The 19080-nt window shown below is 73.0% G+C and carries 18 protein-coding genes; 8 read left to right on the top strand and 10 right to left on the bottom strand.

Annotation, left to right across the window (positions count from 1 at the left end; genetic code table 11):
- Window positions 1-32 precede the first annotated feature (32 nt).
- Both AC07FA_RS23325 and AC07FA_RS23320 read left to right on the top strand, forming a co-directional pair.
- Window positions 33-1214, top strand: a complete 1182-nt coding sequence (locus AC07FA_RS23325) for a thiolase C-terminal domain-containing protein (RefSeq protein ID WP_479077946.1) — start codon at window positions 33-35, stop codon at window positions 1212-1214.
- Between the two features lie 61 nt (window positions 1215-1275).
- Window positions 1276-1941 carry a pyridoxine/pyridoxamine 5'-phosphate oxidase gene (locus AC07FA_RS23320; protein ID WP_479077944.1) on the top strand — a complete coding sequence of 222 codons (666 nt, stop codon included), beginning with the start codon at window positions 1276-1278 and terminating at the stop codon, window positions 1939-1941.
- On the opposite strand, the gene AC07FA_RS23315 is transcribed toward AC07FA_RS23320, so the two are convergent.
- Window positions 1912-2364, bottom strand: coding sequence for a Zn-ribbon domain-containing OB-fold protein (locus AC07FA_RS23315; RefSeq protein WP_479077943.1), 453 nt, complete (start codon window positions 2362-2364; stop codon window positions 1912-1914). The genes AC07FA_RS23320 and AC07FA_RS23315 overlap by 30 nt on opposite strands.
- 71 nt (window positions 2365-2435) lie before the next feature.
- Window positions 2436-2888, bottom strand: coding sequence for a DoxX family protein (locus tag AC07FA_RS23310; protein WP_479077941.1), 453 nt, complete (start codon window positions 2886-2888; stop codon window positions 2436-2438).
- Window positions 2889-3045: 157 nt separating this feature from the next.
- Between AC07FA_RS23310 and AC07FA_RS23305 the strand changes: the two genes are divergently transcribed.
- Window positions 3046-4197 (top strand): flavin-containing monooxygenase, encoded by a 1152-nt coding sequence (locus AC07FA_RS23305; protein ID WP_479077940.1) that lies wholly within the window; start codon window positions 3046-3048, stop codon window positions 4195-4197.
- 11 nt (window positions 4198-4208) lie between these two features.
- Here AC07FA_RS23305 and AC07FA_RS23300 read toward each other — a convergent pair whose 3' ends face one another.
- A complete protein-coding gene (locus AC07FA_RS23300; protein WP_479077939.1) occupies window positions 4209-5069 on the bottom strand; it encodes an NmrA family NAD(P)-binding protein in 861 nt (286 codons plus the stop codon).
- A 101-nt stretch (window positions 5070-5170) separates the two neighbouring features.
- Between AC07FA_RS23300 and AC07FA_RS23295 the strand changes: the two genes are divergently transcribed.
- Complete coding sequence (locus tag AC07FA_RS23295; RefSeq protein ID WP_479077938.1) at window positions 5171-6124, top strand: AraC family transcriptional regulator; 954 nt, start codon at window positions 5171-5173, stop codon at window positions 6122-6124.
- A gap of 78 nt (window positions 6125-6202) precedes the next feature.
- Here AC07FA_RS23295 and AC07FA_RS23290 read toward each other — a convergent pair whose 3' ends face one another.
- Both AC07FA_RS23290 and AC07FA_RS23285 read right to left on the bottom strand, forming a co-directional pair.
- The gene (locus tag AC07FA_RS23290) at window positions 6203-7051 is read right to left on the bottom strand and encodes an NAD(P)H-binding protein (protein WP_479077937.1); all 849 of its coding nucleotides are present in this window, start codon (window positions 7049-7051) and stop codon (window positions 6203-6205) included.
- Between the two features lie 84 nt (window positions 7052-7135).
- Entirely contained in the window at window positions 7136-8488 is a 1353-nt protein-coding gene (locus AC07FA_RS23285; RefSeq protein WP_479077935.1) for a COG1361 family protein, read from the bottom strand.
- Between the two features lie 347 nt (window positions 8489-8835).
- On the opposite strand from AC07FA_RS23285, the gene AC07FA_RS23280 reads away from it, so the two are divergent.
- From AC07FA_RS23280 to AC07FA_RS23270, 3 genes are all read left to right on the top strand, one after another.
- Window positions 8836-11064 (top strand): acetate--CoA ligase family protein, encoded by a 2229-nt coding sequence (locus AC07FA_RS23280; protein ID WP_479077934.1) that lies wholly within the window; start codon window positions 8836-8838, stop codon window positions 11062-11064.
- Between the two features lie 31 nt (window positions 11065-11095).
- Window positions 11096-11929, top strand: a complete 834-nt coding sequence (locus tag AC07FA_RS23275) for an enoyl-CoA hydratase/isomerase family protein (RefSeq protein WP_479077933.1) — start codon at window positions 11096-11098, stop codon at window positions 11927-11929.
- Between the two features lie 101 nt (window positions 11930-12030).
- Window positions 12031-12642 (top strand): flavin reductase family protein, encoded by a 612-nt coding sequence (locus AC07FA_RS23270; RefSeq protein WP_479077932.1) that lies wholly within the window; start codon window positions 12031-12033, stop codon window positions 12640-12642.
- Here the strand turns inward: AC07FA_RS23270 and AC07FA_RS23265 are convergent.
- The 3 genes from AC07FA_RS23265 to AC07FA_RS23255 form a co-directional block, all read right to left on the bottom strand.
- The gene (locus tag AC07FA_RS23265; protein ID WP_479077931.1) at window positions 12632-13948 is read right to left on the bottom strand and encodes an MFS transporter; all 1317 of its coding nucleotides are present in this window, start codon (window positions 13946-13948) and stop codon (window positions 12632-12634) included. The two genes, AC07FA_RS23270 and AC07FA_RS23265, sit on opposite strands and share 11 nt — an antisense overlap.
- A 73-nt stretch (window positions 13949-14021) precedes the next feature.
- Window positions 14022-14423: a ribosomal maturation YjgA family protein gene (locus AC07FA_RS23260; RefSeq protein ID WP_479077930.1), complete on the bottom strand. Its 402-nt coding sequence runs from the start codon at window positions 14421-14423 to the stop codon at window positions 14022-14024.
- Entirely contained in the window at window positions 14420-15631 is a 1212-nt protein-coding gene (locus AC07FA_RS23255; protein ID WP_479078264.1) for an MFS transporter, read from the bottom strand. The genes AC07FA_RS23260 and AC07FA_RS23255 overlap by 4 nt, the downstream gene beginning before the upstream one ends.
- Before the next feature lie 192 nt (window positions 15632-15823).
- Between AC07FA_RS23255 and AC07FA_RS23250 the strand changes: the two genes are divergently transcribed.
- Complete coding sequence (locus AC07FA_RS23250) at window positions 15824-16816, top strand: GlxA family transcriptional regulator (RefSeq protein WP_479077929.1); 993 nt, start codon at window positions 15824-15826, stop codon at window positions 16814-16816.
- Between the two features lie 2 nt (window positions 16817-16818).
- Here the strand turns inward: AC07FA_RS23250 and AC07FA_RS23245 are convergent, their stop codons facing one another.
- Window positions 16819-17868 carry a Zn-dependent alcohol dehydrogenase gene (locus AC07FA_RS23245; RefSeq protein WP_479077927.1) on the bottom strand — a complete coding sequence of 350 codons (1050 nt, stop codon included), beginning with the start codon at window positions 17866-17868 and terminating at the stop codon, window positions 16819-16821.
- A complete protein-coding gene (locus AC07FA_RS23240; RefSeq protein ID WP_479077926.1) occupies window positions 17865-19013 on the bottom strand; it encodes an acyl-CoA dehydrogenase family protein in 1149 nt (382 codons plus the stop codon). The genes AC07FA_RS23245 and AC07FA_RS23240 overlap by 4 nt, the downstream gene beginning before the upstream one ends.
- Between the last annotated feature and the right edge of the window lie 67 nt (window positions 19014-19080).

The raw sequence follows: 19080 nt of genomic DNA, 5'->3' as shown, positions 1-19080 counted from the left end.
CCTCCCGCGCTTTCTGATGTACCGTCAGATTCATGCCCTCCTCCCTCTCCATCACCCCGCGCCGGGTCGCCGCAGTCGGTATAGCGCTGGCGGACTGCGGACGCGTCGACGAGGCCACCCCGTACGCCCTGCACGCCCAGGCCGCCCGCCGGGCGCTCGCCGACTCGGGCCTGGACCGGTCCGTCATCGACGGCTTCGCCTCCGCGGGGCTCGGGATGCTCGCACCCGTCGAGGTCGCCGAGTATCTCGGCCTCACCCCCACCTGGGTGGACTCCACGGCGGTCGGCGGTGCGACCTGGGAGGTCATGGCGGCCCACGCGGCGGACGCCATCGCCGCCGGTCACGCCGATGTCGTCCTGCTGGTGTACGGATCGACGGCCCGCGCCGACATCAGGGCGGGGCGCCGGACCTCCAGTCTCTCGTTCGGGGCGCGCGGCCCGCTCCAGTTCGAGGTGCCGTACGGACACTCGCTGATCGCCAAGTACGCGATGGCGGCTCGCCGCCACATGCACGAGTACGGGACGACGCCGGAGCAGCTCGCCGAAGTGGCGGTCCAGGCGCGGGCGAACGCGGCGGCCAATCCGGACGCGATGTTCCGGGACCCGATCACGGTGGACGAGGTCCTGGCGGGGCCGATGGTCGCGGACCCGTTCACCAGACTGCACTGCTGTATTCGCAGCGACGGCGGATGTGCTGTCCTGCTGGCCGCCGAGGAGTACGTACCGGACACGGCGAAGGACCCCGTGTGGATTCTCGGTACGGGTGAGTACGCCTCGCACTCCACGATGTCCGAGTGGGAGGACTTCACGGTCTCCCCCGCGGCGGTCTCGGGCCGGCTGGCCTTCGAACGGGCCGGGGTGCGTCCCGCCGACATCGACCTCGCCGAGATCTACGACGCGTTCACCTATATGACGCTGGTGACGCTGGAGGATCTGGGTTTCTGCGCGAAGGGCGAGGGCGGGGCGTTCATGGAGAAGGGCCGGACGGGTCTGACGGGAGAGCTCCCGGTGAACACGGACGGCGGTGGGCTCTCGGCCTGCCATCCGGGGATGCGGGGCCTGTTCCTGCTGGTGGAGGCGGTACGGCAGCTGCGGGGCGAGGCGGGTGAGCGCCAGGTACGCCGCGCGGGCGGCCGGCTGCCGGAACTGGCGGTGGCCTCGGGGACGGGCGGCTGGTTCTGCTCCTCGGGGACGGTGGTGCTGGGAAGGGGGTGAGTGGCCTGCGGGGCCGCCCTCCGCACGCCGTTCCCGCCGGATCCCGCTGCACAATGGCCGCATGCCCGACGCACACAGCACCTTCCTGGACCTGCTCCACGCCCAGCGCGTGTGGGACATCGGCCTCCCGGCCTTCGACCCGGCCACCGCGCCGGGTGATCCGGTCACCCTCTTCCACACCTGGTTCGCCGAGGCGGTGGCCGCCGGGCAGCCCGAGCCGCACACGATGTCCCTCGCCACCGTCGACGAGGAGGGCCGCCCCGACGTCCGGACGCTGATGCTGCACGACGCGGACGAGCACGGCTGGCACTTCGCCTCGCACGCCACGAGCACGAAGGGCCACCAGCTCGCCGCCCGTCCGCACGCCGCGCTCGGCTTCTACTGGCCGGCGCGGGGGCGCCAGGTACGCGTACGCGGCCCCGTCACCGCCGCGAGCCCGGCCCGGAGCCTGGCCGATCTGCACGCCCGCTCGACGGGCGCGCTGGCGTCGGCGCTGGTGGGCCACCAGAGCGAGGTCCTGGAGTCGAGGGACGAGCTGGTCCGGGCCTCGGAGTCGGCCTGGGCGCACGCCCGGTCGGCCCCGGACGCGGAGGTACGGAGCTGGACCCGGTACGTGGTCGAGCCCCGGGAGGCCGAGTTCTTCCAGGGCGACGCCCGACGGCAGCACGTACGCCTGCGCTACCGCCGGGACGGCGGGTCATGGGTGCGGGAACTCCTCTGGCCCTGAGCCGCGGCGGTCAGGACGGGCGGCGGTGAAGACCGGGACCGATTCCCTGCCCTCCTCGTGGCGGAACGTGACCGTGAGCGGCATGCCGATCGTCAGGATCGACGGGTCGCAGTCCACGAGTTCGGTCATCATGCGCGGGCCCTCGGCGAGGTCGACGACGGCCGCGGTGTACGGAACCCGGGAGCCGAACGGCGGGAGGTCGTTCCGGTGGACGACGGACCAGGTGTAGAGCGTGGCGTGGCCGCTCGCGCGTTCCCAGGTGACGTCCTCGCTCCAGCAGCGGGGACAGAACTCCCGGGGGTAGTGGTGGGCCCGGGCGCACGCGCCGCAGCGGCGCAGCAGCAGGTGTCCCTCCGCCGCGGCGTCCCAGTAGGGACGGGTGAAGGCGTCCGGCTCGGGGAGGTCGTAGCGCGCGGCGGCCACCGCGGGAGGCGAAGGAGGGACAGGCGTCGCAGAAGTCCCGGGAGTCCTGGGAGTCCTGGGAGTCGCAGCAGTCACAGGAAGAGTCCGATCGCCTTGTCCAGCGACCACGCCTGCCAGGACATGGCGAACAGCGCGACGAGCGAGATCAGCGCCATCATCGCGTTCTGCCCCTGCTCGGCCCAGTCGTGGATCATCAGCACCAGGTAGAGGAGGTTGAGGAGCAGCCCGGCGACGAGCGCGACCGGGGTGAGGAGACCGAGGACCAGGCCCAGCCCCAGGGCGAGTTCGGCGTAGACGACGACGTACGCCATCAGTCGGGGGCGGGGAGCGACCACGCGCCTGAAGCCGGTGCGGACCACCGGCCAGCGATGCTTCCGCGCGACGTCCGCCGCCCAGGCGATGCCCGTGCCGCGCTCGAACCAGCCCTTCCTGTCCTTGTGGCGCCAGCTCTCCAGCCACCACAGGCCGAGCCCTATGCGCAGGACGGCGAGCCACTCGGCCCCACCGAGCACGATCGTCCGCATCGGTGCTCCTTCCGGTCACGGCCAGGGAATCTGACGATACGTCAGTTCACCTGATCCGGGCCTCCCCGCGCAAGACGTGTGCGCCGTGATCAATTCGCAACCGATTCCCACCTTGACCGAGACCCATCAAGTGAGCGCGCGATTACGCTCCATAACCATGTCCGAACGTGCACTGACCGACCCGCGGCCCGTCTATGTCGTCGGCGGTGGGCCGGGTGGTCTCGCCGTCGCGGCCGCCTTGCGCGAGCACGGCGTACGGGCCGTCGTGCTGGAGAAGTCCGGGAGCGTCGGGGCCTCCTGGCGCCGCCACTACGACCGGCTCCGTCTGCACACCACCCGGCGCTGGTCCGCACTGCCGGGACTGGCGATGCCCCGTCGGTTCGGGCGCTGGGTGTCCCGTGCGGACGTGGTGCGCTATCTGGAGAAGTACGCCGAGCACCATGAGCTCGAAGTGGTGACCGGGGTCGAGGTCTCCCGTATCGACCGGGCCGCCGACGGCACCGGCTGGCAGCTGACCGCCACCGGCGGCCGGGTACTGACCGGGCGGGCCGTCGTCGTCGCCACCGGCTACAACCACACGCCGCGCGTACCGGACTGGCCCGGGCGCGAGACGTTCACCGGCGAGCTGCTGCACGCATCGGAGTACCGCGCCCCGGCCCCGTACGCCGGCAAGGACGTCCTCGTCGTCGGCATCGGCAACACGGGGGCGGAGATCGCCGTGGACCTGGTGGAGGGCGGCGCTTCCCGGGTGCGCATCGCGGTACGCACCGTTCCGCACATCGTGCGCCGCTCCACGGCGGGCTGGCCCGCACAGGCGACCGGCATCCTCGTACGCCGGCTGCCGGTGCGGCTCGTGGACCGGGCGGGCAGGGTCATGGCGAAGCTCGCCGTCCCGGACCTCTCCGCCCAGGGGCTGCCACGCCCCGCCACGGGCCTGTACTCCCGCGTCAAGGACGGGGCGATCCCCGTCCAGGACGTGGGCCTGATCGACGCGGTGAGGACCGGCCGCGTGGTACCTGTGGCGACAGTGGAGTCCTTCGACGGTGACGCGGTGGTCCTCGCCGACGGCACCCGGATCACCCCGGACGCGGTGATCGCCGCGACCGGGTACCGGCGGGCCCTGGAGGGCCTGGTCGGCCACCTCGGCGTCCTGGACGCGCGGGGCCGGCCGGTGGCCCACGGGGGACGTGCGCCGCAGAAGGCGCCGGAGCTGTACTTCACCGGGTTCACCAACCCGATCAGCGGCATGTTCCGCGAAATGGCCCTGGACGCCCGCAAGATCGCCAAGCGGCTGGCGAACAGCGCCTGACCTCCGGCCGGTTACGACCAGACCCCCGTCGCCGCGATACGCCGGGCCCACGGGGCCAGGTCGGCCGGTTCCCGTCCCAGGACCTGTTGGACCCCGTCGCCCAGGGCCGCCGAACCGCCCGCCCGGTGCAGGGCGAACAGGGCGCCCAGGGCGTTGGCCGCGGTCTCGGGCCAGCCCTGGCCGAGGAGTTCGGTGCGGTACGCGTCCGGGGTCAGTTCCTCGTAACGGATCGGGCGGCCCGCCGCCCGGGCGATCGTCTCCGTGGCCTCGGCGAAGGTCAGCGCGCGGGGGCCCGTCAGTTCGTAGGTCCGGCCCGCGTGGCCGTCGTGGGTGAGGACGGCTGCCGCGACCTCGGCCACGTCCCCGGCGTCGACGAACGGCTCGGGCATCGCGCCGATCGGCAGGGCCAGGCGGCCCGCCCGCAACGGTGCCTGCCACAGGTCCTCGTCGAAGTTCTGGAAGAAGTTGCTCGGCCTGAGAATCGTCCACTCGGCGCCGGATTCCCGTACGGCCGACTCCCCCGCCAGCATGCCCTGCCCGAAATCGTCTCCGGTCGCCTCGATGCCGTGGCCGGACAGTGCCACGAAACGGCGTACGCCCGCGTCCACGGCCGCCGCGACGAACTTTCCCACGGGGGCCGGGTCGTCGGGCGTCACCAGGTAGACGGCCGTGGCGCCGTTCAGCGCGGGCTCCCAGGTCGCCGGGACCGTCCAGTCGAAGGTCACCTCCCCGGAGCGCGAGGCCGCCCGGACCCGGGCCGTGCCGGTGTCGCGCAGGTGCCGGACGACCCGGCGGCCGGTCTTGCCCGTGGCGCCCAGGACGAGGATGCCGGATGAGGTGGGCCGTGTGTTCCGCGGTGTCTTCGTCGTCATGGTGGAAGTCCATCGCGCGACGGGGCCCGGAACCATGGCCGTCCGTCCGCGGTGCATAGGAGATCGTCCGTAACGCCCGGACGTCTGCCTATCGTTGCGCCATGGATGTGTTCGATGAGCTGTTGGGTGGCGTCCGGGGCAGGGGTGCGGTGTTCGGCCGTTCGGTGCTGTGGCCGCCGTGGTCGCTGCGGTTCACCGACGGCGCGTATCTGACCCTGTGCGTGCCGCTGCGCGGGGCCGGGTGGATCGTCCCGGAGGGTGGTGCGCCGCTGCGGGTGCGGCTCGGTGAGGCCGCGATCGTACGGGGGCCGGCGCCGTTCGTCTTCACCGACGACCCGGAGCCGGCGGGGGACGCGGTGGGGTCGCGGGCCCCGGTACGGGACGTGCGCTGGTTGTCCGGTACGGGCGGCGGGCAGGACCCCGCCGATGAGATCACCGGCCCCACCGTGCTGCTGGCGGCCGCCTACGACGTACAGGCCGAAGCTCCGCAACGGCTGCTGCGTGTCCTGCCACCGGCGCTCGTCGTACCGGACAGCGACGACTGCGCGCCGATGCGGGACTACCTGGAGGCGCAGATCACCGGGGCCAGGCCGGGCCGGCAGATCGTGCTCGACCGGCTGCTCGACTGGTTGCTGGTGTGCACCCTGCGCGACTGGTTCGACCGGCCGGAGGCCGACCCGCCCAAGTGGTACCGGGCGCTCGGCGACGAGGTGGCGGGGCCCGCCCTGCGCGCGATGCACGAGGACCCGGCGCACCCGTGGACGACGGCGGAGCTGGCCGCCCGGGCGGGGGTGTCGCGTACGACCCTGGCCAAGCGGTTCACGGAACTGGTCGGAGAGGGGCCGGTGGCGTATCTGACGGAGTGGCGGATGACCCTCGCCGCCGATCTGCTGACGCGCCCCGAACTGACGGTGGCGTCCGTGGCGCGGCGCGTGGGCTACGCGGACGCGTTCGGCTTCAGCGCGGCGTTCAAACGGCTGCGGGGCGAGAGCCCCAGCGCCTACCGCCGGGCCGTGCCCGAGGCCCGCCGGGAGCGCGAGGCCCCGGCGGGCTGAGCCGTGGGGGCGCCCCCGGCGGGATGAGCAGCGGGTACACGCCCCGGCGCCCTGTCGGGAGGCCCCGCCGACGTACCTTCAGCCCTGCCAGGCGCCCCCCGCCGCCGCGTCCCGTACGAAGTCGGAGAAGTCGCGGGGCGCGCGGCCGAGTGCGCGCCGGACGCCGTCCGTCACTGCCGCCTCCCGGCCGGTCCGCAACGGTTCCAGCGCGAGGGTCCAGAGTTCGGCCTCGTCCTCGGGCACCCCCTGGGCGACCAGGCGCGAGCGGAACGCGTCCGCGCTGGTGGGGACATAGGCCGCCCGGCGGCCGGTCGCCTTCGCGATCTCGGCGAGTGCCTCGTCGACGGTGAGTGCCCGGGGGCCGGACAGTTCGTACACCTGGCCCGTATGGCCTTCCCCGGTCAGTGCGGCGACGGCCACCGCCGCGATGTCGTCGGCGTCGACGAACGCGGCGGCGCCGTCCGCGGTGGGCAGCGAGAGTTCACCGGCGGTCACGTCGTCCAGGAAGACGCCCTCGCTGAAGTTCTGGGCGAACCAGCCGGGCCGCAGGACCGTCCAGTCCACGCCGGAGGCGCGTACGGCGCGCTCGCCTTCCATGTGCGGCCCGTCGCCGTCGTAGGACTCCCCGAAGTAACCGGGCACGTCCACCCCTCGGGCGGAGAGCAGCACCAGCCGCCGCACCCCGCTCGCCACGGCCTCTTCCACCAGGGCGGGCGTCGGGGAGGGCGAGGTGTCGAGCGGGACGACATAGGCGGCGGTGGCCCCGGCGAGGGCGGGCCGCCATGTGGACCGGTCCGCCCAGTCGAACGGGGTCTCCCCGGACCGCGAGGCCACCCGCGTCTCCACCCCCTGTGCGCGGAGCAGGGCCACGACGCGGCGCCCGGTCTTGCCGGTGCCGCCGATCACCACTACGGATTCGTTTGTCATGATCCGAGCGTGCACCGGGGCACCGGCCCGTGCCCATGTCCCACCGTCCGCGAGGGATGTCCGGGCGTCCGCCGCGTGCGGGTGCTACGCCTTGGGCGTCGGGTTCACCACGACCTTCGCCGTGTTGTTGCGGGTGTTCGGGTCGAACGCGAACGCGGGCAGGCCCGGGCTCTCCGGGCGCAGGTAGACGCGGCCCTTGGCGTCCGGGACCACCTCGTCGACGCGCAGCTGGAAGGGGAAGGCGCGCTTGGCGTTCTCCGACACCCAGTACGGCATCGCGCAGGAGTAGCGCGGGGCACCCAGGTGCTGCGGGTGGTACGCGCCCGACAGGGTCCTGGCCTCGCAGCCCTCGGGTGCGCCGGTGACGGTCACGCCGCGCGGGACGGTGAAGTCGACGACCGCGGCCGAGTCGCCGGAGCCCAGGTTGCCGACCCAGGCCGGTCCCTTGTTACGGAAGGTGAGCGTGGCGGCGACGGTGTCACCTGCGGCGCCCGCGACGCGTGCGCCACGTACGGCGAAGTCCGCCGTACTGGCCGCCTCGAAGGCGACGATGCCGTAGTTGTCCTCGCCCGAGAGGTCCGTGGCGCCGGCGCCGGGCTCGATGCTGATGTCCAGCCGCTCGTCCATCGCGTGCGCGGCGAGCGCGAGCTTCAGTCCTTCGGGGAGCGCGAACGACGCACCCGGCTCGATGACCTGGCCGAACGTGCAGTCCACGTGGGTCATGGGCGCGCTCTCGCCCTCCGTTTCCCGGTAGGCGCACTCGGGGTGCCGCGCGGCGAAGCCGAGACCGTACGAGGCGGACATCCGGAGGGAGAAGCCGTCGGAGCGTTCGTTGCCGTTGTTCGTCACGGACAGCGGGACGTCGTGGACGGTGCCCGGGAGGGTGTCCATGACCGGGGCGAGTCCGCCGAGGGCGAGGTCGGGGCCGGACGCGACCGTCAGGGTCGTGTCGAACGAGTCGAGCGGGGCCCGCATCTGGCCCGACGGGCCGGTGGCGACGGCGGAGTAGATGATCCGGCCCTGCGCTCCGGCGGCGGCGCCGTCCGCCGCGCGGACCGTCAGGTGCACCTGCGGGGTGTAGTCGCCCCAGCCGACGGGGACGTCGGGTACGCCGCACACGGCGGTGGTGCCGCTCGGGGCGCAGTTCTCGGGCCAGGTCACCTCGGCGATCCCGGCGATGCCCGCGATGTCGACCGTGAGACGGCCGTCGGTGACGGCGTAGTTCTCGTTGTCGTGCGTGAGGCCGATGTCGAGCTGTCGCTCCGCCGGTGCTCCGCCGGCCGTTCCGAGGGGCAGGCTCAGCTCGCTCGGAGCGTTGATCCACAGCGTGTCGCTCCCGGCGGCGGCCGGGGTGGCGAGGACGCCCACCAGGAGGGCGGCGGCCGCGGCGGCACAGGTGCCGAGGTAGGCGGAGCGTCGGGTCGGGACAGGTCTCATGAGATCCCCCATGGGTAGTGCTCTGACGGGCGGCGCCGGAAGCCGGCACCCCGTTGGACCAGCCAGGACGGTGCGAGGTTGTAGGCGGACCGGATCATGTGTGATCTCCGGGCGCGATGCCCTGGAGGCGTGTCCGCGCCGTGCAGCACCAAGCCCGTCCGGCGATTGAGGGCCCACGCGGCTCCCCTCTCTCGCAGGCTTTGCCTGCACACCCATTCCTGACGGGCCGTCAGTTCAGTAACCTGACAGAACGTCAGCTATGAAATGCGGGGGCTCGGACGACTCCGGGGGTCCCGGTCGGACACACCGCGCAGGATCGGACACATCGAGCAGGAGTGGGCGGAACGATGCTTGGATCGACTCACGGCACCCTCACCACACACTTCCGCGCCAGGGTGGACGCCTGCGGCGAGGAGCCGCACGCCGCCGTCCACAGCAGGGCGACAGCCACGGCGGAGGGCGCTCTCGACGTCAGCGGACGGCCGCTGCACGCGTCCGTACCCGATCTGGACCGGTTCTTCCGGCCCGAGTCCGTCGCCGTCGTCGGCGCGTCCGACACCGAGGGGCGGCCGAACACCGGGATCACCCGGCAGCTCGTCGCCTGGGCCGAGCGGGTCGGGGCGCGCCTGCACCCGGTGCATCCCACGCGGGAGTCCGTCTTCGGGCTGCCCTGCTCCCCTTCCGTCGCCGAGCTGCCGGAACAGGTCGATCTGGCCGTACTGCTGGTCGCCGACCCGCTGCCCCTGATCGAGGAACTGGCCGCGTCCAAGGTGAGGTTCGCCGTCGCCTTCGCCTCCGGCTTCGCCGAGACCGGTGAGGAGGGGGCAGCCGCCCAGACACGGCTGTCGGCCGCGGTCGAGCGGTCGGGGCTGCGCCTGCTGGGGCCGAACACCAACCTCAACGCCTTCGAGTCGTTCCGGGAGGACCTGGAAGGCCCGGCCATCGCGCTGATCACCCAGTCCGGGCACCAGGGCCGCCCCGTCCACACGCTCCAGGAGCTGGGCATCCGGCTCTCCCACTGGGCGCCCACCGGCAACGAGGCCGATCTGGAGACCGCCGACTTCATCTCGTACTTCGCCGGGCGCCCCGAGGTCGGGGCCATCGCCTGCTACGTGGAGGGGCTCAAGGACGGCCGCTCCTTCCTGCTCGCCGCCGACCGGGCGGCGCGGGCCGGTGTGCCGGTCGTGGCGGTCAAGGTGGGGCGTACGGAGAGGGGGGCCAGGACGGCCGCTTCACACACCGGAAAGCTGACCGGCACCGACCAGGTGGTGGACGCGGCGATGCGGCAGTTCGGTGTGATCCGGGTGGACGGGCTCGACGAGCTCCAGGACACCGCGGCCCTGCTGGCCCGCGCGCGCCCGCCGCGCGCCGAGGGTGTCGTCGTGTATTCGATCTCGGGCGGCACGGGAGCGCACTTCTCGGACCTGGCGACCGACGCCGGGCTCTCGCTGCCCACCCTGTCCGAGGCGAAGCAGCGCGAGCTGCACACCTGGATACCGGACTACCTGAACGTGGCGAACCCGGTCGACAACGGCGGCCACCCGGTCGGCGACTGGCGCGGCCGGAAGATCATCGACGCGATCCTCGCCGATCCGGACGTCGGCGTACTGATCTGTCCGATCACGGGCCCGTTCCCCCCGATGAGCGACCGGCTCGCCCAGGACCTGGTGGACGCGGCGGAGACCACGGACAAGCTGATCTGTGTGGTGTGGGGCTCGCCCGTCGGTACGGAGGAGGCGTACCGCACGACCCTGCTCGGCTCGTCCCGGGTCGCCACCTTCCGCACCTTCCGCAACTGCATCGGCGCCGTGAAGGCGTACCTGGACCACCACCGCTTCACCGCGTCCTACCGCTCGCCCTTCGACGACGCGCCGCGCACGCCGTCGCCCTCGTTCCGCAAGGCGCAGGCCCTGTTGCGCCCCGGTCACCGGCTGAGCGAGCACGCGGCGAAGCAGCTCCTTCGGGCGTACGGCATTCGCGTACCGCGTGAGCAGTTGGTGACCAGTGCGGCGGCGGCGGTCCGGGCGGCCGCGCTGGTCGGCTACCCGGTCGTGATGAAGGCGTCCGGCACCCGGCTCGCGCACAAGACCGAACTCGGCCTGGTCAAGGTCGGGCTCACCTCCGCCAGCCAGGTCCGCGACGCCTATCGCGAGCTCACCGACATCGCCCGCTTCGAGTCGGTCGACCTGGACGGGGTCCTGGTGTGCCAGATGGTCGAGCGGGGCGTGGAGATGATGGTCGGCGTCACCCAGGACGCCCTGTTCGGGCCGACGGTCACGGTCGGGCTCGGCGGCGTGCTCGTGGAAGTCCTGCACGACACGGCGGTCCGCGTGCCGCCCTTCGGTGAGGACCAGGCGCGGGCCATGCTCGGCGAGCTGCGCGGCCGGGCCCTCCTGGACGGCGTACGCGGCGGGCCGCCCCTCGATACCGACGCGCTCGTCGAAGTGGTCCTGCGGGTCCAGCGGATGGCCCTGGAACTGGGCGACGTCCTCGTGGAACTGGACATCAACCCCCTGGTGGTCCTCGGGCGCGGCCAGGGCGCGGTGGCCCTGGACGCACTCGCCCTCTGCCGCTGAGCAGCCGGTCACCCCACGAAGGAGCTCCTCCATGCCGTCCCCCTCCCCCGACGCGGACCAGCTGTCCGGCCCCCTGGAGTCATGGGTACTCCACCGCACTGACAACGGGGTCTCGTGGATCACGCTCAACCGGCCCGAAGCGATGAACGCCGTCACCTGGGACCAGCGCGAACGCGTCATCTCCCTGCTCGCCGAAGCCTCCGCGGACCCGGCGGTGCGGGCCGTCGTCCTCACCGCGACCGGCCACGGCTTCTGCGCGGGCGCGGACCTGCGCTCCGGCCCGGCCACCGGCGGGGAGCGGGTCGCGGGCGATGTCGCCCGTACGATCCGGCTCGGCGCGCAGCGGCTGATCTCGGCGGTCCTGGACTGCGAGAAGCCGGTGATCGCCGCCGTGAACGGCACGGCGGCCGGCCTCGGCGCCCATCTCGCGTTCGCCTGCGATCTGGTGCTGGCCGCCGAATCGGCGCGGTTCATCGAGGTCTTCGTACGCCGCGGCCTGGTCCCGGACGGCGGCGGCGCCTATCTGCTCCCCCGCCTGATCGGCCCCCACCGGGCCAAGGAGCTCCTCTTCTTCGGCGACGCGCTGCCGGCCCGGGACGCGGAACGCCTCGGCCTGGTCAACCGGGTCCTCCCGGACGCCGAACTGACGGCGACGGCCCGGGAGTGGGCACAACGCCTGGCCGAAGGACCGACCCGCGCCCTGGCCGGCACGAAGCAGCTGGTGAACGCGTCCCTGGACAGCGACCGGGCCACGGCGTTCGCCGCGGAGGCGATGGCCCAGGAGATCAACATGACCACGCACGACGCGCAGGAGGGCGTACGCGGCTTCGTGGAACGCCGCCCGCCGACGTACCTGGGGCGTTAGGTCAGGGGCCGGCCGTCGTGGCGACCGGAGGCACGAACCCGATACCCCTTCACAACTGACGGTCCGTCAGTTTCAATGGAACGGTGATGGGACACGCAGGCATGGCCGCAACCGCCGTCCGCTACCTCCGCTCCGTCGGCGCCGCCACGGTCGCAGGGCCGGCGGCGCCCGTCGAACCGCTGCCCCGCCCCGACCTCAGAGCCGTCGGTGCCGACGAGCGGCCGCCCGTCGAGGCGGCTGAGTTCCGGCGGGTGCTGGGGCACTTCGCCAGCGGGGTCACGGTCGTCACCGCGCACCGCCCCGACGATCCGGACGGCCCCGCGGGCTTCGCCTGCCAGTCGTTCGCGTCGCTCTCCCTCGACCCGCCACTGGTGGCGTTCATGGTGGCCCGTACGTCGACGACCTGGCCGCGGATCGCCCGCGCCGGGGCCTTCTGCGTCAACATCCTGGGCGCGGACCAGGGCGCCCTGTGCCGGGGGTTCGCGGTGAGCGGGGCCGACAAGTTCGCCGGGGTCGCGTACGGGGCGGCGCCCGCCACCGGATCCCCGCTCCTGGACGCCGTGCCCGCCTGGGTCGACTGCCGCGTCCAGGCCGTCCACACGGGCGGCGATCACCTGATCGTCGTGGGGCGGGTGGAGGCGCTCGGCACGGCCGACGGGAGCGCCGGTCCCCTGCTGTTCCACCAGGGGAGGTTCGGCGGCTTCAGAGGCTGACCGGCACCTCGCGCCGCCGGACCATCAGCGCCATCATGGCCGCTGTCGCGCACAGCGCCCCCGCCGCGTACCAGACCACGTCGTACGAGCCGAACACATCGCGGGCCACCCCGCCGAGGAAGGCCACCGCCGCCGCTCCGACCTGGTGCGAGGCCAGGACCCAGCCGAAGACGATCGCGCTGTCCTCGCCGTACTGCTCGCGGCACAGGGCCAGCGTCGGCGGGACCGTGGCGACCCAGTCCAATCCGTAGAAGACGATGAAGAAGATCATCGGCGGGTGCACCGACGGAGCCATCAGCATCGGCAGGAACAGCAGCGAGACGCCGCGCAGCGCGTAGTAGACGGCGAGCAGGCGGCGGGCGTCGAAGCGGTCGGTGAGCCAGCCGGAGAAGATCGTGCCGATGACATCGAAGATCCCGATGACGGCCAGCAGCGAGGCCGCGGCGGTGATCGGCATGTGGTGGTCGGCGGCCGAGGGCACGAAGTGCGTACGGATCAGGCCGTTGGTCGACGCCCCGCAGATCGCGAACGTGCCGGCCAGCAGCCAGAACGGTCCGGTACGCGCGGCGTCGAACAGGACCCGTACGGTGCGTGCCGCCGCCCCCCGGGCGGGCGCCGGCTTCTCCACGTACGCGCCGCCGTACGGGGCCAGGCCCACGTCGGCCGGGTGGTCGCGCATCAGGAACCACACGAACGGGACGACGACCAGGGCGGCGAGGGCCACGGTCACCGAGGCGGGCCGCCAGCCGTGTTCGTCGACGATCCAGGCGCACAGCGGCAGGAAGACCAGCTGGCCGGAGGCGCCGGCCGCGGTGAGGATGCCGGTGACCAGACCGCGCCTGGCCACGAACCAGCGGTTGGTGACCGTGGCGGAGAACGCCATCGCCATGGACCCCGTGCCCAGGCCGACCAGCAGGCCCCAGTAGATCATCAGCTGCCAGGACGCCGTCATCCAGACGGAGGCCACCGCCCCGGCGGCGATCGCGCTCAGCGCCACCACGATCACCCGGCGGATACCGAACCGGTCCATCAGCGCGGCGGCGAACGGTGCGGTGAGCCCGTACAGCGCCATGTTGATGGAGACCGCCAGACCGATCTCCCCGCGCGACCAGCCGAACTCCGTGTGGAGCGGATCGATCAGGAGACCGGGGAGGGAGCCGAAGGCCGCGCCACCGATGATCGTCACGAACGTCACGGCGGCGACGATCCAGGCGCGGTGGATACGCGGGCGGGAGGTGCGGCCGGGCTTCAGCGGGCCGACCGCGGGGGCCGTGGAGTCGGTTGTCTGGGTCACGTCACCCAGCATCGGGTCCGGGCCCTGGGGCGTACGAGTGGCCGGACGGACACGGTTCGCAGGGATCGGGCCAGCACGGGTGGGCTCACCACCCGGTGGCCCCGGCCGTACGACGGCGGACCGCCCACGCGTGCGCGCCCCCGGCAGCGGCCGCCCCCACCCCGTACCAGAAGAGGTCCGGGGCGTTGAAGGTCGAACCGAGCACCAGCCGGGCCACCACACTCCTGGCCGACAACTCCGCCGGAAAATCCGTGAGTTGAGCGAACTCCACGGCCCAGCTGAAGGCCAGCGCCGCTCCGGCGGCCACCGGCGGCCCGGCCCGGGGAGCGATCAGCACCACGAGTGCGCAGATCAGCACCGTGTACAGCGCGTCCCCGGCGTACTTGGCGACGTCCCCGCCCGCCACCGCCCGTACGCCGAGCCCGGCGGCCACGGTCAGCACCGCCGCACCCGCCGCCGCCCACCGCACACGCCCCGGCCCCGTCATCCGATCCTCTCCAGCCGTCTGATCGGCCGCGCCGCCAGCAACACGGCCACCGCCAGCATGTTGATCACCGCGCCCGCCAGCAGCACCTCCGGCGCCCCCACCGCCTCGGCGACGGGTCCGGCCAGCGCGCGGCCCGCCGCGAGCATCAGGAGCGAACCGGCCACGTCGTAGGCGTGCAGCCGGTTCAGGGCCTCCGGCGGCACATGGGTCTGCACCGTCGTCGACCACATCACCAGCCAGAACGCGAACACCGCACCCGCCACGAACTGCCCCGCACCGAGCGCGAGCACCGGCAGGTCGAACCCCAGCACCAGCAGGTTCAGCGCCACTCCCGACAGGGTGACCGCACCCGCCGCGAGCGGGCGGCGGGGCCGCAGCCGCAGGGCGAGCAACCCGCCGAGCACGCTGCCCGCGCCGTTGACCGCCATCATCACGCCGTACGTCGCCGAGCCGTGCCCCTCCGTGACGAGGACGGCGGTGAGCGGGAGCATCGGACCGAGGACCGTGAATCCGTACACCGTCCAGATCGCGATCACTCCCCACAGCCACGAGCGGGCCCGGAACTCCCGCCACCCGTCGACGAGTTCCGCGACGAACGTGCCGCGCTCCGCCTCGTCGGACGGGGCCGGGGCGAGGCGCAGCAGGAACAGGCAGACGCCGGATACGGCGAAGGTCGCCGCGTTCGCCGCGTAGACCGCCCCCGCGCTCGCCAGCCCGACGAGCACCCCCGCGAACGCCGGGCCCGCCATCGTCATCAGCGCCTCGGCGACCCTCAGCACGGCGTTGGCGCGCTGCACGTCGGAGGCGACCCGGGGCACGGTCGAGGCGACGCCCGGCTGGAAGAGGGCTGCGCCGACCCCGGCCACGGAGCTGAGCGCGTACACCGCCCAGAGCGGCGGACTGCCCGCCGCGAAGGCCACGGCGAGCACGGCCGCCCCGACCAGGCGCAGCACATCGGCGATGATCATCATCCGGCGCGGGGTGAAGCGGTCCGCGAGCACACCGCCGAAGAGCACGAAGAACGCGAGCGGGCCCATCCAGGCCGCCAGCGCGAACCCGACGGAGGACGCCGGGCGGCCCGCGCCCAGCAGACCGGCGGTGAGCGCGACGGGGATCATGCCGTCACCGAAGAGGGCGACGGTGCGGGCGACGAAGAAGAGCCGGAAGTTACGGTTCCAGAGCTCCCCGGTCCGGCCGTCCCCCTTCATCCCGGCGGTTCCGGCGGCCCCGGTGGCCCCGGTGGCCCCGGCGCCCCCAGCGGCCCCGGCCGGTGGCGGGAGGGGCGGTTCGGGGTCACGTACCGCGTCGGGAATGCAGGCGCTGTCTGCTGGCTTCTCCATCACAGCGGTGACATGTATCAGCTTTTGGTCTATACCAGCTAGTAGCGAAGGGAGTCCGCCGTGCCGCACCGCATCGTCGTCCTGGCTCTCGACGGGCTGCTCCCGTTCGAACTGGGCATCCCCCAAAGGATATTCGGCCGCCCACAGTCCGACGGAACCGACGGCCGCGCGCGGAAGCTCTACGACGTCGTGACCTGTTCCGTGCGCCCGCCCGGCGCCGTCCGCACGGACGCGGACTTCACGATCACCGTCGCACACGGCCCGGAAGCCCTCGCGGGCGCCGACACGGTGATCATCCCCGCTTCCTACGAGCTCGGCCCGGTCTACACGGAGGGCAGACTCACCGAGGAACTGGCCGCCGCGTTCGCGTACATCAGGCCCGGCACCCGGATGGTCTCCATCTGCAACGGCGCGTACGTCCTCGCCGCCGCCGGATACCTCGACGGCAGGCCCGCCACCACGCACTGGGCCGCCGCCGACCACTTCCAGGAGCTGTTCCCGCAGGTCCGCGTCGATCCCGACGTCCTGTTCATCGACGACGGTGACGTCCTCACCTCCGCCGGGGTCGCCGCCGGAATCGACCTCTGCCTGCACATCGTGCGCCGCGACCACGGCGCCGCCGTCGCCAACGAGATCGCCCGCCGCACCGTCGTGCCTCCGCACCGGGACGGCGGCCAGGCCCAGTACATCCAACGCCCGGTCCCGGAGGCGCGGTTCGCGACCACGGCCGCCGCGCGCGCCTGGGCACTCGACCGGCTGGACAGGCCGATCCTGCTGCGCGACCTGGCGCAGCAGGAGTCCATGAGCGTGCGGACGTTCACCCGCCGCTTCCGCGAGGAGGTCGGCCTCAGCCCCGGCCAGTGGCTGACCCTGCAACGGGTGGAACGGGCCCGCCACCTCCTGGAGTCGACGGACCTGTCCATCGACCAGGTGGCCCGGGACGCCGGCTTCGGCACCACGACCTCCCTGCGCCAGCACCTCCAGTCGACGCTGGGAGTGCCGCCGACGGTGTACCGCAGAACCTTCCGGGCATCGGCCGGCCAACGGCACTGAGGTCAGAACACCAGCACCCCGCGCGCCACCCGCCCGTGGTGCGCGTCGTCCGCCGCCTTGGCGAAGTCCTCCACCGGGTACGTCTCCGTCACCAGCTCGTCGAGCAGCAGCCGGCCCTCGCGGTACAGGTCCGCGTAGAGCGCGATGTCGCGCTGCGGGCGCGACGATCCGTACCGGCAGCCCAGGATCGACTTGTCGAGATACATGGACGAGACCAGGAACGACGCCTCCGCCGTCGCCGCCGGAACCCCCAGCAGGACCGCCTGCCCGTGCCGGTCCAGGAGATCGATCGCCTGGCGGATCAGTTCGGTACGGCCCACGCACTCGAAGGCGTGGTCGGCGCCGGTCGGCAGGATGTCGCGTACGCCGTCCGTCGAGGTCAGGAAGTGCGTCGCGCCGAACTGGCGGGCGACCGCCTCCTTCGCCGGATTGGCGTCGACGGCGACGATCGTCAGGGCGCCCGCGATCCGGGCGCCCTGGATGACGTTGAGGCCGATCCCGCCTGTGCCGATCACGAGGACCGTCTCCCCGCGGTCGACCTTCGCCCGGTTCAGTACGGCTCCGACTCCCGTCAGCACCCCGCAGCCGATCAGGGCCGCGGAGGTCAGCGGCAGGCTGTCCGGGATCTTCACCGCCTGGACGGCGCGGACCACCGTACGCTCCGCGAAAGCCGAGTTGGAGGCGAACTGGAAGAGCCGCTCACCGCCCCGGGAGAACGGCCGGCCCGGCATCCCGATCGCCTTCCGGCACATCGTGGGCCTGCCCCGGTCGCACTGCGCGCAGGCCCCGCAGTTGGCCAGGGTCGACAGCGCCACATGGTCGCCGGGCTTCACATGGGTGACGCCCGCGCCGACCGCCTCGACCACACCCGCGCCCTCGTGCCCCAGGACCACCGGCACCGGGAACGGAATCGTCCCGTCGATCACCGAGAGGTCGCTGTGGCACAGCCCCGCGGCGGCGACGGCCACCAGTACCTCTCCGGGGGCCGGGTCGCGTATCTCCAGATCGTCGACGACCTCGGTCCGTGTGCCGTCGAAAACGACGCCCCTCATCCGGTCTCCCTCGGTAGGCCGAGCACCCGCTCGGCGATGATGTTCCGCTGGATCTCGTCCGAGCCGCCGTAGATGGTGTCGGACCGGGTGAACAGGAACAGGCGCTGTACGTCGTCGAGTTCGTACGGCGACTCCGGCGTCCAGGCCCGGGGGCCGACGGCGGCGGCCGCTCCCCTGACCTCGACGGCCAGTTCGCCGAGCCGCTTGTGCCAGCCGCCCCAGAGCAGCTTGGCGACGCTGGGCGCGCCGGGGCCGCCCGTCCCGCCGAGGGTGCGCAGGGCGTTCCAGCGCATGGTCTTCAGTTCGGCCCACTGCGTGACGAGGCGGGCGCGCAGGACGGGGTCGGTGACCGCGCCGCCGTCGACGGCGGCGCGGAGGACCCGGTCGAGTTCGGCGGCGAAGCCGATCTGCTGGACGAGGGTGGAGACACCGCGCTCCAGGGCCAGCAGGCCCATGGCGACCGTCCAGCCGTCGCCCTCGCCGCCCACGGCCTCCACGGCTCGCGCGCCGTCGAAGAAGACCTCGTTGAACTCGCTGGTCCCCGACATCTGGCGGATCGGCCGCACCTCGACGCGGCCCGGCTGGTCCATCTCCACCAGGAGGAACGACAGCCCGTGGTGGCGGGCCGAACCGGGCTCCGTACGCGCGAGGACGAAGCACCAGTCGGCGTCCTGGGCGAGCGAGGTCCAGATCTTCTGGCCGGTGACGGTGTACCCGCCGCGCCGGGTGTCCCGCACGGCGGCGGTCCGGACCGCGGCCAGGTCCGATCCGGCGCCCGGTTCGCTGTACCCCTGGCACCAGAGCGCCTCGCCGCGGGCCACCGGGGGCAGGAAGCGGTGGCACTGCTCCTCGGTGCCGTACGCGATCAGGGTGGGGGCGAGCAGGTTCTCGCCGATGTGGCCTACGCGGGCGGGGGCGGCGGCGCGGGCGTACTCCTCGGCCCACACGACCTGCTGGGCCGGGCCGGCCCGGCGGTTGCCGTAACCGGGGCTTTCGGCACCCTCCCACCCGAGCCCGATCCACCCGTCCCTCCCGAGCTCACGCTCCCAGGCGCGGCCGGTGGCCGCGCCGCCCGTATGGGCCTCCAGCCAGGCGCGGGCCTCCCGGCGGAACGCGTCGTCCTCGGGACCGAAGCGGAAGTCCACGGTGCGGCTCCTGTTCGTCGTCGTGCGCCGGTCCGAACTCCGGGGGCTCCGCTCCTCGATCACCGGA

The organism is Streptomyces sp. NPDC045968, from assembly GCF_056430475.1.
Note: the sequence above shows the minus strand (reverse complement) of the source record. Positions and strands in the feature narration are given on the sequence as shown.

Bases quoted from the DNA above. Each gene is read 5' to 3' on its own strand.
- AC07FA_RS23325 (WP_479077946.1), top strand. From the start codon at position 33: ATGCCCTCCTCCCTCTCCATCACCCCGCGCCGGGTCGCCGCAGTCGGT.
- AC07FA_RS23320 (WP_479077944.1), top strand. From the start codon at position 1,276: ATGCCCGACGCACACAGCACCTTCCTGGACCTGCTCCACGCCCAGCGC.
- AC07FA_RS23310 (WP_479077941.1), bottom strand. From the start codon at position 2,888: ATGCGGACGATCGTGCTCGGTGGGGCCGAGTGGCTCGCCGTCCTGCGC.
- AC07FA_RS23305 (WP_479077940.1), top strand. From the start codon at position 3,046: ATGTCCGAACGTGCACTGACCGACCCGCGGCCCGTCTATGTCGTCGGC.
- AC07FA_RS23300 (WP_479077939.1), bottom strand. From the start codon at position 5,069: ATGACGACGAAGACACCGCGGAACACACGGCCCACCTCATCCGGCATC.
- AC07FA_RS23295 (WP_479077938.1), top strand. From the start codon at position 5,171: ATGGATGTGTTCGATGAGCTGTTGGGTGGCGTCCGGGGCAGGGGTGCG.
- AC07FA_RS23290 (WP_479077937.1), bottom strand. From the start codon at position 7,051: ATGACAAACGAATCCGTAGTGGTGATCGGCGGCACCGGCAAGACCGGG.
- AC07FA_RS23285 (WP_479077935.1), bottom strand. From the start codon at position 8,488: ATGAGACCTGTCCCGACCCGACGCTCCGCCTACCTCGGCACCTGTGCC.
- AC07FA_RS23280 (WP_479077934.1), top strand. From the start codon at position 8,836: ATGCTTGGATCGACTCACGGCACCCTCACCACACACTTCCGCGCCAGG.
- AC07FA_RS23275 (WP_479077933.1), top strand. From the start codon at position 11,096: ATGCCGTCCCCCTCCCCCGACGCGGACCAGCTGTCCGGCCCCCTGGAG.
- AC07FA_RS23270 (WP_479077932.1), top strand. From the start codon at position 12,031: ATGGCCGCAACCGCCGTCCGCTACCTCCGCTCCGTCGGCGCCGCCACG.
- AC07FA_RS23265 (WP_479077931.1), bottom strand. From the start codon at position 13,948: ATGCTGGGTGACGTGACCCAGACAACCGACTCCACGGCCCCCGCGGTC.
- AC07FA_RS23260 (WP_479077930.1), bottom strand. From the start codon at position 14,423: ATGACGGGGCCGGGGCGTGTGCGGTGGGCGGCGGCGGGTGCGGCGGTG.
- AC07FA_RS23255 (WP_479078264.1), bottom strand. From the start codon at position 15,631: ATGAAGGGGGACGGCCGGACCGGGGAGCTCTGGAACCGTAACTTCCGG.
- AC07FA_RS23245 (WP_479077927.1), bottom strand. From the start codon at position 17,868: ATGAGGGGCGTCGTTTTCGACGGCACACGGACCGAGGTCGTCGACGAT.